The sequence below is a fragment of the Pseudochrobactrum lubricantis genome, assembly GCF_041929865.1.
Classification (GTDB): Bacteria; Pseudomonadota; Alphaproteobacteria; order Rhizobiales; family Rhizobiaceae; genus Pseudochrobactrum; species Pseudochrobactrum saccharolyticum.
Map to the genome: position 1 here is coordinate 314,585 of NZ_JBHEEE010000006.1, position 20,343 is coordinate 334,927.

Annotated in this window: 21 protein-coding genes and 1 tRNA gene; 11 read left to right on the top strand and 11 right to left on the bottom strand. The window is 47.9% G+C overall.

What is annotated here, in order from left to right:
- Window positions 1-7 precede the first annotated feature (7 nt).
- The 6 genes from JNC80_RS14470 to rplU form a co-directional block, all read right to left on the bottom strand.
- Window positions 8-1,288 carry a glutamate-5-semialdehyde dehydrogenase gene (locus tag JNC80_RS14470; RefSeq protein ID WP_376710685.1) on the bottom strand — a complete coding sequence of 427 codons (1,281 nt, stop codon included), beginning with the start codon at window positions 1,286-1,288 and terminating at the stop codon, window positions 8-10.
- The gene (proB, locus tag JNC80_RS14475; RefSeq protein ID WP_376710686.1) at window positions 1,278-2,447 is read right to left on the bottom strand and encodes a glutamate 5-kinase; all 1,170 of its coding nucleotides are present in this window, start codon (window positions 2,445-2,447) and stop codon (window positions 1,278-1,280) included. Before proB ends, JNC80_RS14470 begins: the two co-directional genes overlap by 11 nt.
- A gap of 7 nt (window positions 2,448-2,454) precedes the next feature.
- Window positions 2,455-3,513 carry a GTPase ObgE gene (gene obgE / locus JNC80_RS14480; protein ID WP_376710687.1) on the bottom strand — a complete coding sequence of 353 codons (1,059 nt, stop codon included), beginning with the start codon at window positions 3,511-3,513 and terminating at the stop codon, window positions 2,455-2,457.
- Window positions 3,514-3,740: 227 nt separating this feature from the next.
- A complete protein-coding gene (locus JNC80_RS14485; protein ID WP_376710688.1) occupies window positions 3,741-4,412 on the bottom strand; it encodes a GNAT family N-acetyltransferase in 672 nt (223 codons plus the stop codon).
- 141 nt (window positions 4,413-4,553) lie between these two features.
- Entirely contained in the window at window positions 4,554-4,823 is a 270-nt protein-coding gene (gene rpmA / locus JNC80_RS14490; RefSeq protein WP_022712235.1) for a 50S ribosomal protein L27, read from the bottom strand.
- Between the two features lie 24 nt (window positions 4,824-4,847).
- A complete protein-coding gene (gene rplU / locus JNC80_RS14495) occupies window positions 4,848-5,231 on the bottom strand; it encodes a 50S ribosomal protein L21 (RefSeq protein ID WP_022712234.1) in 384 nt (127 codons plus the stop codon).
- Window positions 5,232-5,599: 368 nt separating this feature from the next.
- On the opposite strand from rplU, the gene JNC80_RS14500 reads away from it, so the two are divergent.
- The 4 genes from JNC80_RS14500 (at window position 5,600) to JNC80_RS14515 (ending at window position 9,955) form a co-directional block, all read left to right on the top strand.
- Window positions 5,600-5,689 (top strand) — tRNA-Ser (locus JNC80_RS14500).
- 95 nt (window positions 5,690-5,784) lie between these two features.
- Complete coding sequence (locus JNC80_RS14505; protein ID WP_376710689.1) at window positions 5,785-7,518, top strand: tyrosine-type recombinase/integrase; 1,734 nt, start codon at window positions 5,785-5,787, stop codon at window positions 7,516-7,518.
- Between the two features lie 306 nt (window positions 7,519-7,824).
- Window positions 7,825-8,925: an AAA family ATPase gene (locus tag JNC80_RS14510; protein WP_376710690.1), complete on the top strand. Its 1,101-nt coding sequence runs from the start codon at window positions 7,825-7,827 to the stop codon at window positions 8,923-8,925.
- A gap of 211 nt (window positions 8,926-9,136) precedes the next feature.
- Window positions 9,137-9,955 (top strand): site-specific integrase, encoded by an 819-nt coding sequence (locus tag JNC80_RS14515; protein WP_376710691.1) that lies wholly within the window; start codon window positions 9,137-9,139, stop codon window positions 9,953-9,955.
- Window positions 9,956-9,973: 18 nt separating this feature from the next.
- Here JNC80_RS14515 and JNC80_RS14520 read toward each other — a convergent pair whose 3' ends face one another.
- A complete protein-coding gene (locus tag JNC80_RS14520) occupies window positions 9,974-10,306 on the bottom strand; it encodes a helix-turn-helix domain-containing protein (RefSeq protein ID WP_376710692.1) in 333 nt (110 codons plus the stop codon).
- A 147-nt stretch (window positions 10,307-10,453) separates the two neighbouring features.
- Here JNC80_RS14520 and JNC80_RS14525 point away from each other — a divergent pair, with 147 nt between their 5' ends.
- Both JNC80_RS14525 and JNC80_RS14530 read left to right on the top strand, forming a co-directional pair.
- Window positions 10,454-10,786, top strand: coding sequence for a hypothetical protein (locus JNC80_RS14525; RefSeq protein ID WP_376710693.1), 333 nt, complete (start codon window positions 10,454-10,456; stop codon window positions 10,784-10,786).
- A gap of 114 nt (window positions 10,787-10,900) precedes the next feature.
- Window positions 10,901-11,701: a hypothetical protein gene (locus tag JNC80_RS14530; RefSeq protein ID WP_376710694.1), complete on the top strand. Its 801-nt coding sequence runs from the start codon at window positions 10,901-10,903 to the stop codon at window positions 11,699-11,701.
- Between the two features lie 267 nt (window positions 11,702-11,968).
- Here the strand turns inward: JNC80_RS14530 and JNC80_RS14535 are convergent, their stop codons facing one another.
- The 3 genes from JNC80_RS14535 to JNC80_RS14545 form a co-directional block, all read right to left on the bottom strand.
- Window positions 11,969-12,406: a YqaA family protein gene (locus JNC80_RS14535; protein ID WP_376710695.1), complete on the bottom strand. Its 438-nt coding sequence runs from the start codon at window positions 12,404-12,406 to the stop codon at window positions 11,969-11,971.
- The gene (locus tag JNC80_RS14540; RefSeq protein WP_376710696.1) at window positions 12,403-13,746 is read right to left on the bottom strand and encodes an MFS transporter; all 1,344 of its coding nucleotides are present in this window, start codon (window positions 13,744-13,746) and stop codon (window positions 12,403-12,405) included. Before JNC80_RS14540 ends, JNC80_RS14535 begins: the two co-directional genes overlap by 4 nt.
- Window positions 13,747-13,871: 125 nt before the next feature.
- A complete protein-coding gene (locus JNC80_RS14545) occupies window positions 13,872-14,153 on the bottom strand; it encodes a metal-sensing transcriptional repressor (protein ID WP_376710697.1) in 282 nt (93 codons plus the stop codon).
- Window positions 14,154-14,223: 70 nt separating this feature from the next.
- Between JNC80_RS14545 and JNC80_RS14550 the strand changes: the two genes are divergently transcribed.
- The 5 genes from JNC80_RS14550 (at window position 14,224) to chrA (ending at window position 18,721) form a co-directional block, all read left to right on the top strand.
- Window positions 14,224-14,610 carry a hypothetical protein gene (locus JNC80_RS14550; protein ID WP_376710698.1) on the top strand — a complete coding sequence of 129 codons (387 nt, stop codon included), beginning with the start codon at window positions 14,224-14,226 and terminating at the stop codon, window positions 14,608-14,610.
- A 127-nt stretch (window positions 14,611-14,737) separates the two neighbouring features.
- Window positions 14,738-15,391, top strand: a complete 654-nt coding sequence (locus JNC80_RS14555; protein WP_376710715.1) for a HupE/UreJ family protein — start codon at window positions 14,738-14,740, stop codon at window positions 15,389-15,391.
- 11 nt (window positions 15,392-15,402) lie between these two features.
- On the top strand, window positions 15,403-16,185 hold the full coding sequence (locus JNC80_RS14560; protein ID WP_376710699.1) for a hypothetical protein: 783 nt from the start codon (window positions 15,403-15,405) through the stop codon (window positions 16,183-16,185).
- A gap of 302 nt (window positions 16,186-16,487) precedes the next feature.
- Entirely contained in the window at window positions 16,488-17,306 is an 819-nt protein-coding gene (locus JNC80_RS14565) for a chromate resistance protein ChrB domain-containing protein (RefSeq protein WP_376710700.1), read from the top strand.
- Window positions 17,307-17,317: 11 nt separating this feature from the next.
- Window positions 17,318-18,721 (top strand): chromate efflux transporter, encoded by a 1,404-nt coding sequence (gene chrA / locus JNC80_RS14570; RefSeq protein ID WP_376710701.1) that lies wholly within the window; start codon window positions 17,318-17,320, stop codon window positions 18,719-18,721.
- A 339-nt stretch (window positions 18,722-19,060) separates the two neighbouring features.
- On the opposite strand, the gene JNC80_RS14575 is transcribed toward chrA, so the two are convergent.
- Entirely contained in the window at window positions 19,061-20,059 is a 999-nt protein-coding gene (locus JNC80_RS14575) for a diguanylate cyclase domain-containing protein (protein WP_376710702.1), read from the bottom strand.
- Window positions 20,060-20,343 lie beyond the last annotated feature (284 nt).

Below are 20,343 nucleotides of genomic sequence, written 5' to 3' on the forward strand. Positions count from 1 at the left end.
GCGCTGTTTAAACCCGTGTCTGTCCGTTACCGCGCACGCGATATTTAAACGAAGTGAGCTGTTCCACACCAACCGGTCCGCGCGCATGCATTTTACCGGTCGCGATACCGATTTCCGCGCCCATGCCAAACTCACCGCCATCGGCAAATTGCGTTGAAGCATTGTGCAGCAAAATGGCTGAATCAATCTCGTTGAAGAAGCGCTCAACAACCACAACATCTTCAGCAATCACAGCCTCTGTATGATGGGATGAATAGCGGTTGATATGCGTCAGCGCACCATCAATTCCGTCAACCAGCGCCACGGAAATGATCGCATCCAGATATTCCGTTGACCAGTCTTCCGCAGTCGCCGGTTCAGCCTGAGAATATAGCGCGCATACTTCTGCATCACCACGGAACACACAACCGGCTTTTGCCAGCTCATCCAGTACCGGCACCAAATGCGTCTCAGCCACTTTGCGGTCAACCAGCAAAGTCTCTGCTGCGCCACAAATACCAGTGCGGCGCATTTTGGCATTGAGAACGATCTTCTTTGCCATTTCCAGATCAGCGCTGGCATCAATATAAACATGGCACAGGCCTTCGAGATGCGCGAAAACCGGCACCCGCGCCTCTTCCTGCACGCGGGCAACAAGGCTTTTACCGCCACGCGGCACAATCACATCAATCGCACCGTGCAGACCTTTGAGCATTTCACCAACGGCGGCACGATCTGTCACCGGCACCATCTGAATAGCAGCTTCCGGCAAACCTGCGGCCTTCAAGCCTTCAGCCAATGCGGCATGAATTTCACGGGATGAATGGGCGGAATCCGAACCACCGCGCAGGATCACCGCATTACCGGCTTTCAGGCAGAGCGCACCGGCATCGGCTGTCACATTCGGACGGCTTTCATAAATCACGCCGATCACGCCAAGCGGCGTGCGTACGCGTTCAATATGCAGACCATTCGGGCGATCCCATTCGGTCATCACTTCACCGACCGGATCTCTCAAGGCCGCAATCGCGCGAATACCATCGGCCATTGCACGGATACGTGTTTCATCCAGTTTCAGTCGGTCAATGAAAGACGCAGCAGTGCCGACAGCTTCCGCTGCTGCAACATCCAGCACATTGGCATTAAGGATCAGATCTTTGCGACGCAGCAAGGCATCGGCCATAGCAATCAAAGCTGCATGTTTGCGCTCGGCACTGGCAATCGCCAGCGGGCCAGCCGCAGCACGCGCTTTGCGGCCAAGCTCTGCCATCAGTTCAGCAACTGCCAGAGTGTCCTGCTTATCCTGCATTGCACATTTCCCCCTCAGCGCTCGCAGCACCTTGCGCACGGCTGCCACGGATCACCAGATCATTGCGGTGCACCATCGAAGAACGCGCGAAATAGCCGAGAATTTCCTCAATCTCACCGCTCTTATGGCCAGCAATCTTCACGGCATCGGCAGCATCATAACCGGCCAGACCACGGGCAACCTCACGGCCTTCCAAGTTGAGAATGGAAACCGTATCGCCGCGCTGGAAATCACCGCGTACTTCCCGCACACCGGCAGGCAAAAGAGACTTACCTGATTTCAGCGCTTTCAAAGCACCATCATCAATCACCAATTGCCCTGCGGCATCGAGATGACCGGAAATCCAGATTTTCCATGCATTGACCGGCGCATCGGAGGCTTTGAACAGGGTTGACCGCTCACCACGATCAATTGCCGCCAGCGGGTTCATCCGCGTACCGGAGGTGATAATCATCGCAGTTCCGGCCGCATTGGCAATCTTACCGGCATCCAGCTTGGTCTTCATGCCACCACGCGACAATTCAGAAGCGGCAGCACCAGCCATCGCTTCAATATCCGGTGTAATGGCTTCCACGACCGGCAAAAACTGCGCATTCGGATCTTTATGCGGCGGCGCGGTATAAAGGCCATCAATATCAGACAACAGAATGAGCAGATCAGCGCCGATCATCGTGGCAACACGGGCAGCTAAGCGATCATTATCGCCATAACGGATTTCGTTGGTCGCTACCGTATCATTCTCATTGATAACCGGCACGGCCTTGAGTTTCAGCAGCGTTTCAATCGTTGCACGGGCATTGAGATAGCGACGGCGCTCTTCCGTATCAGACAATGTGAGCAGCACCTGCCCTGCCATAATCTGATGCGCACCCAGCACATCAGCATAGGCTTTCGCCAATGCAATCTGCCCTGCTGCCGCTGATGCCTGACTTTCCTCAAGCTTCACCGTACCGGAAGGCAGCCCCAAAACGGTGCGCCCCAATGCAACCGCACCGGAAGACACAACCAAAACTTCCACACCTTGCACCTGCAAAGCCGCAATATCGGCAGCAAGACTTGTCAGCCAGTTCTGCTTCAACCCCTGAGCACGATCAACCAGAAGCGCCGAGCCGATTTTGATAACAATACGACGATAATTCTTCAGCGCCCCGATCGTCATGATCTGCTCACTTACCTTTGTAATCCGACTTGGCTTTAGCGTCCGCTTTCGCAGCTTCCAGATCAGCCTCTTCCGCACGGCTCTGATCAATAATGCGTGCCAGTTCGCGCAAAGTGGTTTCAATTCCTTCACGGCTCACAGCTGACAGCAACAGAGGCTCACGACCACACGCTTTTTTCAGCGCCTTCATCTTGTCTTTGCGCGCATCGGGATCAAGCGTATCTGCCTGTGACAATGCGACAATCTCAATCTTATCAGTCAGACCATGACCATAGGCTTCCAGCTCACCGCGGATAACCTTATAGGCTTTGGCCACATCTTCTTCCTGTGCCGAAACCAGATGCAGCAGCACACGGGTGCGCTCCACATGACCGAGGAAACGGTCACCAAGACCAATGCCTTCGCTCGCACCTTCGATCAGCCCCGGAATATCCGCGATCACAAATTCACGCGCATCCACACGGGCAACACCAAGATTCGGATGCAGTGTAGTGAAAGGATAGTCAGCGATCTTCGGCTTGGCAGCGGTCACACTGGCAAGGAAAGTCGATTTACCGGCATTTGGCAGACCAACGAGACCCGCATCCGCAATCAGCTTCAGGCGCAGCCACAAGGTGCGCTCAATACCTTCCAGACCCGGATTGGCACGACGCGGCGCCTGATTGGTCGAGGTTTTGAAATGCAGGTTACCGAAACCGCCATTACCGCCTTTGGCAAGACGGTAGCGCTGCCCGACTGTGGTCAGATCGCAGATCAGCGTTTCATTGTCTTCTTCAAAAATCTGCGTGCCAACCGGCACTTTAAGAATGACGTCATCGCCTTTACCGCCGGTCATATTACGACCCATGCCGTGCATACCGGTTTTCGCCCGGAAATGCTGCTGATAACGATAGTCGATCAGTGTATTCAGACCATCCACGACCACAGCCCAGACATCACCGCCGCGACCGCCGTCACCGCCGTCAGGGCCGCCGAATTCCAGAAATTTTTCGCGCCGGAACGAAACCGCGCCAGCACCGCCATTTCCGGAGCGGATATAAATTTTTGTCTGGTCGAGGAACTTCATGTGCTTGCCTTTTCCGGCACAGGCCGGCTGTCGGATAGTCCGATATTAAGAGGTAATAAATTGCAGATATATGCGACCGCAATTTTAACTGAGATATTTAAACTGAGCCAATACAGCAAAAAACCGGACTTGAAAACCGCCGCCCGCTGCAGTTGCAAACTATAGTTTCAGTGCAGACGCACACAAAGTGAGCAGCGGCTTTTATCCTTATGTCGCAGTGCAGAGCATTATTGCCCTGCACCACGCAATTCCAGCCATTGCTGACGGGTCATGATATAACACTCAACCGGCACATCTCCGTCAACAACAGAGTGGCCTATGGCAGAGCCCGTATGCCTGAAACCGCATTTCTCAATCACACGCTTTGAGCCTTCATTGCGGCTTTGCGCACTGATATAAATCTGCTCCAGCGACAATTCACGGAACGACAAATCGATCAAAGCCGTCGTTGCTTCTGTGGCATAGCCCTTGCCCCAGTAAGACTCACCCAGCCAATAGCCGATCTCATAGCCGGGGCCATATTTATGATCGTGCAATGTAAGGCCGCCGATAAACTCGCCCGTATCGGCAAGTGTAATCGCATAAACAAATTGCCCGATCGCACCGGACGCTGCAAGCTTGATAAAATTAACCGCATGTTCGCGCGAATATGGATAAGGCAACCGCGCCAGCATACGCGCCACATTAATATTGTTTGCTAATGCAGCGACCGCATCAATATCTTCTTCATGCGGCGGGCGCAGCACAAGACGCTCTGTGAGCTGCACTGGGGAATCCCGCAAAGTCACTTTCGCACCATAGGCTCCTGTCAGCCCCGCACCTCTGAGGTCATCATCCGTCGCCAGTGCAGCCTGTCTGCTTTCGCTTCTTAATTCTGTTCCGCTCTGCAATTTTGTCATTGTTGCTTTCAGGCCTGCCGGCCATCCTCCGGGAAAAATAAAAGGGGAGACGGTTTCCCGTCTCCCCTTCAATATTTTGTCCGTAAAGCGGCTTCATATATCGGGTTCAACAGGAACACCGGTATATGAATGGAGCACCGGTTACTCCGCAGCTTCAGCCATCGGGTTCACGGATACAAAGGTTCGGCCGTTTGCTTTTGTCTTGAAAGACACAACGCCGTCAGCCTTTGCGAACAAGGTATGATCTTTACCCATGCCGACATTTGCACCCGGATGCCACTGGGTACCGCGCTGGCGAACAATGATGTTGCCTGCGATAACAGCTTCGCTACCGAATTTTTTCACGCCAAGGCGTTTCGACTCTGAATCGCGACCGTTACGCGATGAACCGCCAGCTTTCTTATGTGCCATCGGTATTCTCCTTTAATTCGTTGATTACTCAGCAGCTTCAGCTTTTGGCGCAGCCTTTTTCGGCGCGGCCTTTGCTTTAGCGGATGGCTTTGCGCCACCGGTGAGGATTTCCGAAATGCGGATTGTCGTCAGTTCCTGACGATGACCGCGTGTACGCTTGGAGTTCTGACGGCGACGCTTCTTGAACGCGATAACTTTTTTCGCACGGCCCTGTTCAACTACTTCCGCAGTTACAACAGCACCTTCAACGCGCGGAGCACCAACAGTGGCGTTTTCACCTTCGCCAACGATCAGAACTTCTGCAAATTCTACAACATCACCGGCTTCACCGGCAACTTTTTCAACTTTAAGCACATCATTGGCGGCAACGCGATACTGCTTACCACCTGTCTTAATGACTGCGAACATTTGTTTTCCTTTCGGGTCGTTCGTTTCCGGTTCTCCCGCGAGGCAGGGACCGTCTTCTTGTCAGTCGTGACAGTTTGATTATTTATCTTAGCAAAAACATCAGTTTAAGGTCTGATAAACACACAACAAAAGTCAAAGGGGATTCTCATCCTCCTGCGACGTGGCCGCATATAGTGGCAAAAACACCGCCGCGTCAAGGTTTTTCGGACCATAAAGCACATTATCTGCGAAATTATGGTGCGTTCTGAACGATTAGGACTTGTCTAAATCCGCTGTCCGCGTTATGAGCGCGACACACATTCAGCAAATCGCATGATTTGATATGAAAACAGATTGTTTAGTCTGAAACTTTCATATGATGACACAGCGGAGAGGTGGCTGAGTGGTTGAAAGTACCGCACTCGAAATGCGGCGTGGGGGCAACTCCATCGTGGGTTCGAATCCCACCCTCTCCGCCAGTTTTATGATAACCCCTTAAAACAATTCAATAATACTTTGCGATGCGTATGCCACCGAGGCACTGGTACATTTCATTGGTACATCGGGGTACAATTTGTCTCGTAAAAACATGCCTCGCCTCTCTCGTCGCGGCAACATTTTCTACTTTCGTGCAACGGTGCCACATAAATGGCGCCCAGCAGTTAAAGCTTTAGAAATCAAGTTCTCCTTACAAACAGATAATCGTTCGCTAGCGAAAATCAGATGCCGCTTTCTGAGCAACTCATTCGACATTTTCTTTCGGGAGGAAAACTTGGCCAAAATTACGATTGCGCAAATACACGAAGTTGCGCGCAGGTACTTCCAAGATGAACTCAACCGAGCGCTTGAATTCGCGACTGACGTGATTGACGATCCGCTGATCAATGTCGACGAAGAAATATTCAGCATTCAAGAAAGCAGGAAGAAGCTTCAACAGACGCTTACAACCGGAAAATACGATGTACTCTGCACTCATGATGCAGAACTTATATTGAAAGAATTAGCCCCAGAGAAAACAGATCTGGAAATGCGTGATTATCTGCGCCGGACCATTACTAAAGCAATGATTTTACGCAAGAGCTATTTAATCTCCGAACTAAGCGGAACACCCTACAAGGGTTATACGACCGACCCGATATTTAACGGGATTATGCCGACCCATATTCCCCCGCACCCTATGAGTGAAGAGGAAGAAACCGATAAGAATGATAAACCGTCCTTGCTGTTGTCAGATGCAATTCAGGATTACGTAAAACTAAGAAAAACCAGCTGGACCGATAAAACACAAGGAGATCATTTACGATCCCTCAACTTACTCACTTCCGTCACTGGCGATGATAAAAAAATAACTGAGGTAAACAAAGACGACATTATAAAAATCAGAGACACACTCATGAGTTTACCTCCAAAGATATTGTTGGCGAACACCCCTCTAGCTAAAAAATACATCGCCCCTAACATTGATACAGAAGCCAATGAAAAACTGTCTTACAGAACACAAGACAAATATTTTTCCATGATACGCACTTTCTTAAAATGGGCAGTAGATGAAGAGCGTATTTCAGATATGCCAGGTCGCAATATCAAGCTTACAACGAATGCAAAGGAGGCGCCGATTGATGCACGCAATCCTTATTCGAAGTCGCAGCTGGAAAAAATATTCACCTCCCCACTGTACCGTGGTAGCAAGTCCGCTTCACGCCGCAGCGTAATTGGCAGCTATAAAATAAAAGATGCCTATTACTGGATACCACTAGTAGCTCTGTACTCTGGCATGCGTCTTGCAGAAATTATACAGCTTGGCGTTGATGATTTAAAGCAAGAAGAAGGCGTATGGTTCTTCGATGTATGTCTCGATGAGGCTAGCAACAAAAAACTCAAAACGAAAACGTCGATTAGAATTGTGCCTTTACACAAGCATTTATTGAACCTCGGGTTCCTAGAGTTCTACAGGGATGCTCAGGCAGCAAAACGATCACGAATTTTCCATGAAATTGAGCCTACTGCATCAGGAAGCTACTCTGGAAACTTCTCAAAATGGTGGTCCCTCTATATGAAAAAAACTAATATTCGTCGCCCAAAAACAGCTTTCCATTCATTCCGGCATAATTTTACGGATGCCCTGAATGAAGCACAGGTTTCTGAAAACATCAGCAGACATCTGCTTGGGCACTCGTCAGCGGGCTCAAAAGATGCACATAAAAGCTATGGCTCAAGACCGACTGCAGCACTCCTCCAACCAAGCATTGATCAAATAGCCTATCCAGTACTTGAAGCGCTTTGGAAAGATATGCTGACAGATGAATAACCAGACAAATGAGACTGCTGGCTAGCGAACGCACTCAAGTGCAAACGATTGCACACGGTTTTAAATGAATTGCCAAGGCTCTCTTGTGCAATTAATTGCACAAAATCCGGTTGTCGCGGCCTGAGGCTGACACAAGAGCGACACAACCCCACGCCACCCCATTTTCCATCCCAAATGGGGTAGCTATATTACTAAGAAGAAACGCATAGTATCGGGAATGATAATTATTGAACTAATCGAATAATTACTTGGACTTAGGTCGGTATTTGCTACGATTTTTCATAGAGAAAACTATGGAAATCTGTAATGAACAACGGCTCTATGACACCAACGAAAAATCCTTCCTTTGAATTTATAGACAACTTTATAAATTCGGCTGATCCTTGGCAGGCATCCAGCCTGTTGCAAAAGGCAATCCGGCGCGGTGAGTATGATATTGCAGTACAAGCTGCCTATCGGTTTCACACCCTGAGAGGGAATGCGATTTGGCGACGCCTGTTAATTATCGCCTTTGAGGACATCGGCATTGCCTCTATAAATGCCATCACATTTGCGGCTCTTGCATGCGATGCAAAATGGCGTGGCGGTGCTGATAAGAGCTTGGCCGTGATTGCCAGTGTTGTGCGCTGCCTGTGTGATGGTCCCAAAGACCGGTCTACCGATTATCTGGCTTGCGCTGCCAGAAAACACTCTGCCTTCGAGCCATTGCGCTGCCGTGTTGGTAGCAGCTCTGTTGATGAGAGAATTACAATGGCAGTTAGTTTACAACTCCCATTGGTTCTTAGAGGTGTTGCAGCGTGGTATTCCTCGGGAATTGAAGCCCGAGGGGAGAAGCGCGTAGGTGCAGGTAATCTTGCTGGCTTGCTGGTCAGTTTCGCTGAAGCCGGTGTTCCACGTGATCTGCTGGAGATCACATCGATTGCTTGCCGTCGAACCCGTGAACCAATGTGCATTATGCTTCCGGTTTTGTGGATGGAAGCATTTATGACCTCGCCCCGATTTGCCCCCTACATACAGGACAAGAAGCTATCAGCATCCGAATACGTTCATGGCATGCCGCTCTATTGTTTTGATAAGCATACCCGCATTGGCAAACTGGCGATCACACGGTTCTCTGTGCAAAATGCTGAAGTGGCAGATTGCTTCAATCATTACATACCGGACTTCAGAATACGGGATGCTGTCGCAATGGCAGCTTATTATGTGGATGCCGTTCCTATATCGCGACAGCTCGTATGGGCTGGCTGCGCAGAACTGGAAAGACTAGGCACTGAAAGCGACTTCGAGCCATGCGGTGCTCCGCTTCATGCTGTGAGTAAATTAATCAAAGTTGTACGGAACAATCTTGGTCATCTGAATGCCATTCGCCGTGAGCTGTTCATGCAGCAAATAAGCGACATGGATTGAGGTCATGATGTTCGCTCGACACCATCAAGAGCTGGTCTCCAACGATCACGAAAGCCAAATTGCAATTAATTGCACAGAACCCTTTGACGAAAATGCTTGTGCAATTAATTGCAATCTTAGGGTTGATGCGATTAACGCCGCCCCAGCGGCCGTTCAAGCAGTTCTGCATCAATCCGTCTCTGACAATACTAAACGCGCCTACAGGGCAGATATGGCGCATTACGCCTCCACACAGCGCAGTCTCCCCGCAACACCAGAAGGCATTGCTGAATATCTTGTTGAGATGGCTGGCAAATATGCTGTGGCCACAATTCAACGAAGATTGATTGCAATGTCTAAAGCGCACAAAGCACTTGGATATGACGATCCGGCAAAGTCGGAACTGGTAAGAGCGACAATGCGAGGTATCAGACGTTCTTATGGTGTGAAGCAGCGGCAGGCGACTGCTTTGCTGCGTGATGATCTCTTTGCAGTCTTATCCAAGTTGAGTAATCGCCCGAAAGATATTCGTGACCGTGCCTTACTGCTTCTCGGTTTCACCACAGCAATGCGCCGATCAGAGCTGGCTAACCTTGACTTTGATGATCTTGAGTTTGTGACCAAGGGATTGCTTGTTCACCTGCGGCAGTCAAAGACCGATCAGGAAGGACAGGGCAGAATGATCGCTGTTCCATTTGGCCGAACCCGTCATTGTGCAGTTCAGGCCATTCAGGCATGGATCAGTCTGGCTGATATTTGTGAAGGCGCTCTATTCCGTGGCATTGATAAGCACGGCAATATCAGCAACCAGCGCATTTCCGGTGAAGCGGTCAGCACTGTTGTAAAATCCCGTATAGCTGAAGCTGGCTATGACCCAGCACATTACTCTGGTCACTCATTACGTGCAGGCTTTGCAACCTCGGCAGCACAAGCCGGAGCATCAAGCTATAAGATCAGACAAACAACAGGCCATAAATCCGAAACCAGCCTGAACCGCTATATACGTGATACCGATCTGTTCAATGATGCTGCGATAACGCGGGTTCTATAAGTGTTGAGATATGCGCCGTTATTTTCTTGGCTTCAGTGCGGCTTCAATGATGCCTTTGACCCATAACAGCTCACCTTCATCCAAGCCGGACAACCGGATATTCAATTCGGAGAGAGCAGGATTGCGCCTTGTTGTTGGCAACTCAGATGTAAACAGTTCCGCCGCATCAACCTTCAAAGCTTCAGCCAAGCGTTCAATAAACGGAAAGCGCGCTCCGGTTGCTCCCGTTTCGATTTTGGAGATCATATCAACGCTTATATTCGCAACAGCAGAAAGCTGTTCTTGCGTCATACCGGCCTTACGCCGATGCACAGCAACCAAACGACCAAATCTTTTGCGTAAATCATCCATGGCACACTCCAGTGATGTGTGTACGTGGCAACTTGGTCAAAAAGCAGTGATTAGGATTGCGGAAAACTTTATTTCCGCCATCTACTTGCAACATCAGATAAATAGCTTACGGGTAGAGGACATCATCAACACTGCACCGAGGTTGTTATGGGGCTGCGCAAAAATACGGATCACCGGTCAAGCGATCAGGTAGCATCGGAGAAACAGAAGAAGACTATTCTCTCTGTACCAAACCGAGAAAGAGCTAGCTCGAAAGATCAGGTAACGCAGTCCCCCAAGGGCAAGGCATCTCTTCCCGAGCAGCTTCTAGATTTACGTGTGCAATATTTAGCTGGGCAACTGAGCAGAGAAGACTATCAATCTGCTAAAGGGAAAATGATGCAAAGCCCTGCGAATACAAAACCATCTAAAAATCGATATGCAATGATTGCGGCATTACTGGTTGCCGCTGCGATTATTGGAATTGCGGTATTTTGGTAAACCGTCCAACTGCATGCAAAACTTGAGTGACAAACTTTATTCATAAGGGAAAGCTCTTATCAATAAACAGTAATTATACGTTGTTTCATCAGTATCATTCCGAGAGTGGAGTATATGAACAGCGTAGAAGTTGAAAAGCTCAAGGGAACAGCAGCCAAACTAGCTGAATATGTTACACAAAATAGCACGTATGAGTTTGAAGGCTATTTCTGGCTAAAAAGCACGCGCATTTTAATTGCATCGCAGTTGAACGTAAATGAGCGCACGATCAGACGAGTTTTAGAAAAGCATCACAACACGTTTCGATATCTTGATTTATTGAATAGCAAAGAGGGCAAATATGTTTTGCTTCGTGTTGGTTCAGGTATGTGCCAATCCGATCATGTCGCGTTTCTACGCAGAACGTGGGTGCATGGATTAGTGTTCTTCAACGCAGACTTAGCTCGAAACCTCAAAATCAAACTAAATACTCTGCCCAATTTTGAGTTTGCAGTTACAGAGCAACAGCCGCAATTGGTCGAGCGTTTAGAAAACCACATTGCGAAAGCAATGCAAGGTGCATCAAATTTAGAGAAACTAAAAGCTGGTGAAAAAATCTCACTCACGGTCCAGCCAAGTCATATGGGATATCTGCGAGGAATAGTCCAAATCTTCGGAGAAGACGCTCAAGAAGTACTCAAGTGTGTCGTAAAGTACGACGGCTGGGAAATGTTTATGGCGCGCATTAAAGCCGAAGAACGTGAAACCAAATTTTACCATTGGCCTAATCTTCCAGTAGTTTTAAAAAACCCTGACATCGCACTAGAAACGTACCTAACTACCTTACAGTCAGAAGGCAGCGTACCTATCAAAGAAGCTAATAGATTGATGACAAAAATAGCCAAGCTTCAGAAACAAACAGTGGCGAAGGGTTAATGTCCACTACTCTATGTCCACTGTAATAAATTATAACTTATCTATTTAACCAGAGGGACAGAGAAACGGACATATAGATAAGATGAAAAGATCGCTACGCTCTCTTTTCACTTACGGGGAAGAGAACAATAAAAAATACCGAGGCAGAGCAGGACGCTTTTGGGTTTGAACTCCAAACGGAGTGCAATTAATTGCACACGGCCTCTTAGAAGATATTTGTCAGTTTGGATAACTAGCAATTATCGCGGCTCAAGCAGGTCTCTATCATTATATTGCACTGAGTGTTGCTATGCCAATGAGGAGATAGCGAGCGATTTTTCCTATTGCCACAAGCACGATAAATGACCGTAGAGGTTCGCGCATGATACCAGCAACGACAGTGAGCGGATCCCCTACGATTGGTAACCAGCTTAATAATAGAGACCACTTTCCATAACGAGCATACCACATTTGTGCTCGCGTCAGCGCGGTTCCTTTAGCAGGAAACCATGAGCGGTCTCTATAATGTTCAATTCCTTTACCCAGAAGCCAGTTAATCACCGCGCCTAGTATGTTTCCGAGACTTGCTACGACTATTAAAAATGCGGGGGACTGTTTACCACTTACAAGCAGCCCAACTAATACTGCCTCAGATTGCATTGGTAGCAGCGTTGCCGCAACCAATGCACTGAAGAAAAGTCCCGCATAAGCGGCGATATCAATCATTGAGCGGCATCGTCTCTCATAACGGAGCTTGGCCAGCGTGTGTGATGGCTGTCTATGACATAGGTGTGTGAATGTTTATAGACACCATTATGGAGGTGTGCGCCTTCTAGATGGGGGTGTTCCGCGTCTAAATTGTTGTGTTCATGCTCATGTTCTTCTGGGTCAGCAGATGGCCAGACACGGGATGCCAGTATTACCGCGGCAGTTGCTATAACCGCAAGGATAGAGAATGTTGCTGGCATTCCTGCTTTGGCACCAAACCATCCAGCTACAGGATAGGTAATCAGCCAGCATGCATGTGATAAGGCAAACTGTGCGGCAAAGATGGCCGGACGATCTTCGGCATGAGCCGATCTGCGCAACAAGCGTCCTGAAGGTGTTTGTGTCAGCGAATATCCAAAGCCCAGTGCAAACCAAAGCGGCAATAAAACCCAGTAGTTTGCAACGATTGTTCCTGCAATCAGGCCGATAACCAAAATGGTAGCGCCCGCAAACATTGCGTTACGATCCGGTATATTGTCGAGTAGTTTTGGTAATGCGAATGCTGCAATCATAGAGCCGCCACCAAACGCTGCAAGAGCAATGGCCGTCGAACTCTGATCAAGGCCGTATATTCCCTGAACAATAACCACGGTGTTTACAATGACCATGGCACTTGCTGCCGCGACGGCCAGATTGAGCGCTAATAAACCGCGTAGACGTGGTGTGGCCAGATAGATCCGCATGCCTCGTGTTGTTCTATCATAAACGCCGCGTTTTTCTGCTGGTTTAGGGCTTGGCAGTACGACTGAAACGACCAAAGCCGCAGAAACAAGAAAACCCACCACAGTGCCGGCAAAGAGATTGTGAAAGCTGATGACTGTCAATAATGCGGCAGCCAACATCGGGCTAACAACGCTTTCAAGGTCATAAGCTAAACGCGATAGTGAGAGGGCTCTGGTATATTCTTTTTCATCGGGAAGCACGTCTGGAATAGTGGCCTGAAAAGTTGGCGTGAAGCCTGCCGATGCGGATTGCAGCACAAATATTAAAACATAAACCTGCCAGATTTCTGTAACGAAAGGCAGAAGCAGGGCTACGGATGCACGTACGAGATCCAAACATACAAGCATGGTACGACGAGGCAGGCGATCCGCAAATGCTGCGGCTACCGGTGCTACGCCGACATAGGCAATCATTTTAATTGCAAGAGCGGTGCCAAGTACGGCACCGGCTTCATTTCCTGCCAGATCATATGCCAGCAGACCGAGAGCAACAGTGGCAAGCCCTGTACCAATCAGAGCAATGACCTGGGCTAAAAATAAGTGCCGATACGTACGGTTCTCTAGTATCTTTAACATGCTTGGATGCTTTCAAGTCTGTGTGCCGTGATAGGTTTCTCGTGAACAAGTCAGTATTTTTTGCATCCCATATGTGGGCAGGACTGATAGAGGCCGGAAAGCCGTCCTTCATGACGCAATCGCAGTTAAAGATATTTTGTGATCTCTTTAAAATCTTCGATCGTTTTACGTTTATCTTTTTCGATCGTTCCGACCACGTCTTCAAGACAATGGTCCAAGTGATCTTGAATGAGCGCCTTTTTCGCCTGAGCAATTGCTTTTTCAACAGCATAAAGCTGCTGGGCAATATCTAAGCACGGGCGTTCGGCTTCAATCATACTAATGACGCTGATTAAATGGCCACTAGCGCGCTTGAGACGTTTTACAATATCAGGGTGGGACGCATGGTTGTGTGTATGTTCAGTCATATAGGCATCCTATCCCCCCCGAGGGGATACAGCAATAGAAAATTAACACTTTTACAATAATGAAAATTAGATGAAAACTAAACAGCGCCTTCATTTTTTGAACATTGCAACTGCAGTCGCAGTGGCATTGGCGCTTGTATTTTCATTCTTCGGGCTTGCTGCGCCAGACAGCTCCATTACACGAGTGAGTTATGAGACTATTCGTCATGCAGAATTGCAGTCTGTCCGTTCCGATAGCAGCCATGTGCATGTTGATGGTGAGGCTTCAGAAAAAATAGCGGGTCATGTTCATGAACATCAACCCGATCATTCTCATGAAGTACCGGCAATTCTCGAACGCCAATCAGTCAAACTTTTTGTAGCAAATCAGCGTTGGCTTTTATTATTGGCAGATCACGTTTTGTCGGATCGCCGCCTTCAGCTTGAACGCCCTCCAAGACTGTACTCATTCCTCTGAAAACTTCCTTATACGCGGTTTGGAATGATAAGAATTGGAGCTACGAATGCGCCCTTCGGATAACCGAATTGGGCTAAAGGCCGATATGTGGCTGAAGCCCGCATTATTATTAATATTAATTGTGCAGATGTTTCTGCTTGGAAATGAAGCTGCTCTCGCGCACGCTGTCGCAGAAGGTGACAAGGGGTATATTCAAGAGATCAGTGGTGTGAATATTCTGCCATTCATTTATCTTGGCGCTAAACATATGGTCACTGGATATGATCATATTTTGTTTTTGTTTGGCGTTATTTTCTTTCTCTATCGTTTAAAACATATTGGTATTTATGTCAGTCTTTTTGCACTTGGGCATTCAACGACTATGTTGCTCGGTGTTTATTTTAACATCGGTATTAATAGCTATATAATCGACGCGATTATTGGTCTGTCTGTTGTCTACAAAGCCTTAGACAATATGGGGGCGTTTCAACGTTGGTTCGGGTTTCAGCCTAACACCAAGGTGGCGACACTTATATTCGGATTTTTCCACGGTTTTGGCCTGTCAACGAAAATCCTTGAATACAATATCTCACCGGATGGTTTGGTGCCCAATCTGCTTGCCTTCAACGTAGGGGTTGAGATCGGGCAAATGCTGGCTCTGAGCATGATATTGATCTTCATGGGCTATTGGAGACGAACCCGTAGCTTTTGGAAATATGCCTATACCGTAAATGTAGCAATGATGTGCGCCGGATTTGTGCTGATGGGATATCAGCTTGCCGGTCTTATTCTGTCAGCCTGAGGACAAAATAAATGTATAATACAGACCTTCCGAACCGTGCAGATTTGCCAACCTCAGCACAGCTCAAGCGCTCAACCATTCTCGCGGGTTTAAGTGCAATCGCCATTTTGGTGACGGTTGTTCTCCCGTCTGAGTATGCAGTAGACCCGTTGGGGGTTGGCCGTTTGCTTGGCTTGACCGAGATGGGGGAAATTAAAACGCAATTGGCTAAAGAAGCTGCTGACGACGCAGCGCAAACCAATGCTGTTACCTCAAATGTAATTAACGAAGATATCCAAGCGATTACGCAAAGGCTCGGCCGTATCGAGATGCTTATTGCGGCTATGGGTAACATGCCTCCACCTGTAGAGGCGGCATCCAGTCCGGTTCAGAATACCCAGCCTGCAGTTGCCCCCAGTATTTCAATTGTACCGGCGGCAGAGGCACGTGCAGGTGTAGAGGGCAGCAGTTCAACCGAAGTTACCCAGACTGATCCGTCAAAGCGTTCTGATGAAATGTCGTTTGTCTTGACACCCGGTCAGGGTATTGAGGTGAAAATGGTCATGAATGAGGGCGCACGCGTCGAATATTTTTGGACAGCCAATGGTGCAGTTGTGAATTTCGATACACATGGCGATGGCGGCGGTAACAAAGTCTCTTATGAGAAAGGGCGGGGTGTTGGTGACGATACTGGTGTATTAGAAGCGGCATTTACTGGAAATCATGGTTGGTTCTGGCGAAACAGAACGGATGCAGACGTGACAATTACACTCAAAACAAATGGGCAATATTCAGAGATTAGGCCAATGACATAATTCACATTCAGTCTCAATTAGACTGTGAATTGAATACCCCTACATACGTAAGAATAAAGCGTTTGTAGGGGTAAACACCCTTTTGCAGAGTTGCTCCAAGTGCAGACAATAGAGGTGGATGTTGGATTTTTTTATCTGCTAATATGTCTGAAGCAACCAGCCTGACAGGTGATGAGTGTGTGAATGTTCTTGCGTTTGCTGCAGCCTGTGTCTATTATTTTAGTAAGGGGTTATCCGCGACAACCCCGTGAGGCGGCAGCCCAAAGTTCGCGTCCACACTCCCATTCAAAGGGATGGACGATATGCCGTCAAATTCAGAAATTACCACTTCTCAACTCATTCGCCTGATCGGTTTGCCAGGATCACCGACCATTATTGATGTGCGCATAGATGAAGATACTCTCGCTGACCCGCGCTTACTGCCAGCAGCAGCCCGTCGCGAAGCTCTTAGTGTTGCTAATTGGTCGAAAGATTTTGCCGGAAAATCAGTTATTGTTGTTTGCCAGCAGGGTCGGAAACTTGGTCAGGGTGTTACTGCCAGACTTCGTTATGAAGGCATTCGGGCTGAAACACTTGAAGGCGGATTTGAGGCTTGGCGTGCAGCCGGTGGATTACTCATTAAGCCTGACAAGCTACCTAAGCGTGATAGCACAGGGCGAACCATTTGGGTCACACGCACGCGCCCAAAGGTCGATCGCATTGCATGTCCTTGGCTGATCCGGCGTTTTATTGATCCGAATGCTATTTTTCTATTCGTAGCCGCTTCGGAAGTCATGTCTGTCGCAGAGCAGTTCAATGCTACCCCTTTCGATATTGAAGATGTCTTCTGGAGCCATCGTGGCGAGCGTTGTACATTTGACACCATGATTGAAGAGTTAGGACTATCATCAGCACCTCTGGATCGGCTTGCAATGATAATACGCGCCGCTGATACAGCGCGGCTTGATCTGGCGCCGCAAGCGGCGGGCTTTTTGGCTGCATCCCTTGGCCTGTCCCGCATGTTTCGCGATGACCTAGAACAACTCGAAGCTGGTATGTTGCTTTATGATGCTTTCTACCGTTGGTGTCGGGACGCAAGTGAAGAAACACACAACTGGCCATCAGCCACTAAATCCGCTTGAGGGAAGTGGCAATGTCAATAACCACATCTAAAAATACAGCTGCAGTGGAAAATGCTGTGCCAAGCTTTGCCGAAGCAACCCGCGTTTGGGCCAAGATCGGGATGCTTAGTTTTGGCGGACCAGCTGGCCAGATTGCTCTGATGCACAAAGAGCTGGTCGAGGATCGCGGCTGGATTAGTGAGCAACGTTTTCTACATGCTTTAAATTATTGTATGTTGCTTCCCGGTCCAGAAGCACAGCAGCTTGCTACCTATATAGGCTGGCTCATGCACCGTACAAAAGGCGGGCTAATAGCAGGGATGCTTTTTGTTTTACCCGGTGCATTAGTCATGCTCGGTCTAAGCATCCTTTACGTCTTCTATCGGCACACTCCTTTCATTGATGCAGCTTTCTTCGGCGTGAAGGCAGCCGTGCTGGCTGTAGTTGTAGAAGCTGTATTACGGATAGGAAAACGAGCGCTGAAAAACCGTATCATGGTCAGCATGGCATTTGCTGCTTTCATAGGTATTTACGTTTTTCACATTCCGTTTCCAATTATCATCATATTAGCTGGAATGTCAGGTTGGATTGGCAATCAGATTGCACCCAAGCTTTTCACTGGCGAAGGGCATGCCGGTAAAAGGACGGTAGCTGGCTTTGATGGTATTATTGATCGGATGTTTGATCGGGGTGAACTCACTCATACAGAACCATCCATGAAGAATACGATCTATACACTATTGGTCTGGCTTCCTGTTTGGCTTAGCCCTGTCTTGTTTCTGTGGCTCATCTCTGAAGGATCCAGTATCTGGGCGCAGATTGGTACTTTCTTTAGCGGGATGGCCATAGTCACATTTGGTGGAGCTTATGCGGTTTTATCCTATGTAGCACAGGCAGCTGTAGATACTTTTTCCTGGCTGACAGCAGGAGAAATGGTCGATGGGCTTGGCCTTGCTGAAACAACACCTGGTCCGCTTATTATGGTGTTGCAATTTGTGGGGTTCCTGGCTGCCTATCGCACGCCAGGACTGCTCGACCCGCTGCTAGCAGGTTGTCTTGGGGCGTTGCTCACCACTTGGGTGACCTTCGCGCCATCATTTCTCTTCATCTTCGTCGGTGCGCCTTATAGCGAAGCTCTGCGCGGCAACAAGATCGCCTCTGCAATTCTTACAGCCATAACCGCCGCGGTCGTCGGTGTGATCCTTAATCTTGCACTCTGGTTCGCACTGCATGTGATCTTCCGCGAAGTCAGATCACTCGATTTATGGGGTGTCAGACCGGATGTGCCAATACTTAGTTCAATTGATTGGACTGCCGCAGCCTTTACACTTGCAACTATGATTGCAATGTTTCGTTTCAAAGCTGGAATGTTGATGACATTGGCTGTCTCTGCAATTGCCGGACTAGCTCTTCGTGCCGTCGAAGGCAGCTTCTAGCGTCAACGACTACAAAATTTGTCCATTTGTTTATGTGACATGTGCCTCAACAGAATTGCAATTAATTGCAAATTAAAAACATCATTGATTGCTTTGAAAACTATGCCATACGACTGATACGTGCATATGGTACATATATTTTTCGCCGCCATGGAGGGCAAAAGCGTAAAGCACTGTATTTATTGAATACGCGGAAACAGGAAACTTCTCCCACCCTCTCCGCCAGTTAATTCTATTAAATCAATTAATTATTGAATGATAGTTTCACTTTAATTGGCTTGACTTACACTATCTGTCGACCATTCTCAGTCAAAAGCTACATTAGCAGTGCGAAGAAGGTCACACTGAAATACGGACTGCGCAGCTACCCATATTCGGATTATAACAACGATAAGTGGCCTTTCCTGCCGCTTTAGCCGCATATAAAGCCGTATCTGCATTAACAAACACGTCCGGTACTGAATCACCAACTATTCTTGCGATGCCAATTGACGCTCCGAGCTTCAGAAATTGCTTCTCGAATATGAATGGCTCGCTCAAACAATCAATAATGCGCTGTGCAAATTTTTGAACAGCTTTTATGTCCTGACTGTCAGTAGTGATAATGGCAAACTCATCACCACCAATTCTGAATATCTCTTTATAAGAGTGATTAATCGATTTTAGTCGATTACTTATTTCTTTCAGACATTCATCACCTGCGATGTGGCCATATTCATCATTGATCGGCTTGAATCCATCCAAGTCAATTAACAACAGATATCCATGTCCGCTAGCTACTTGATCTCCTTGAATGGCAGATGATAGTTTCAGAAGGAATTGGCTTTTGTTCGCTAAACCAGTCATCTGATCATATTCCGCAAGATACATCATATGATCAAATGACAGTTTTTGATCAGTGATATCTTGTTTCATGCCAAAAATCCGAACAGGTATGTCGTTCTGACACTCAATTGATGCCGTAATACGTATCCAGCGGCTCTTACCGCCAAAAGTTATTATTTCAGCTTCCAATGTAAAACCGCTACGCGCAGCAATTGCATCTGAACGTCGCTTCACAAGCTCCGCACGAGAGGCTTCAGTATAACAAGCCAAAGTATGAGACCTATCAAGTCGAGTTCCTCGCGGCAATTCAAACAGATCATAGGTATAATCAGACCAAGTCAATTCCTCAGTAGGTAACGCGCACTCCCAAATACCTATTTGGGCAACGATAGAGGACTGACCATATATCTTTTTGTAGTGTGAAAATGTTTGAGCTTGCTCTTTTATAAGCTTCTCTTTTTCAGCCAACTCTTGTCTTAAACGCTTGATTTCTTTCTGAAGTTGGCCTGACATAAAAAGTCCTACTGCTTGTTACAGCTGAAATTATATATAATCATAACTTCTAAATTATTAAACCCCAAGCAACATACTTCAGCATGAATCTATCTAGGTCACGCACTACAAAGGCATGTGAAGTAAGTTACCGTGAATCGGTGACATTGCGAAGAAGAGCACGACACGTAAATAGATGACATTAACGTGCTTATAACGGCAGAAGAGGTTTTACCTTTGTTTCCCTCTCTTGCTGGCGCTGCACCATCAAGCATAAAGTGGTAGATTGTCACTGCTTTATGCAC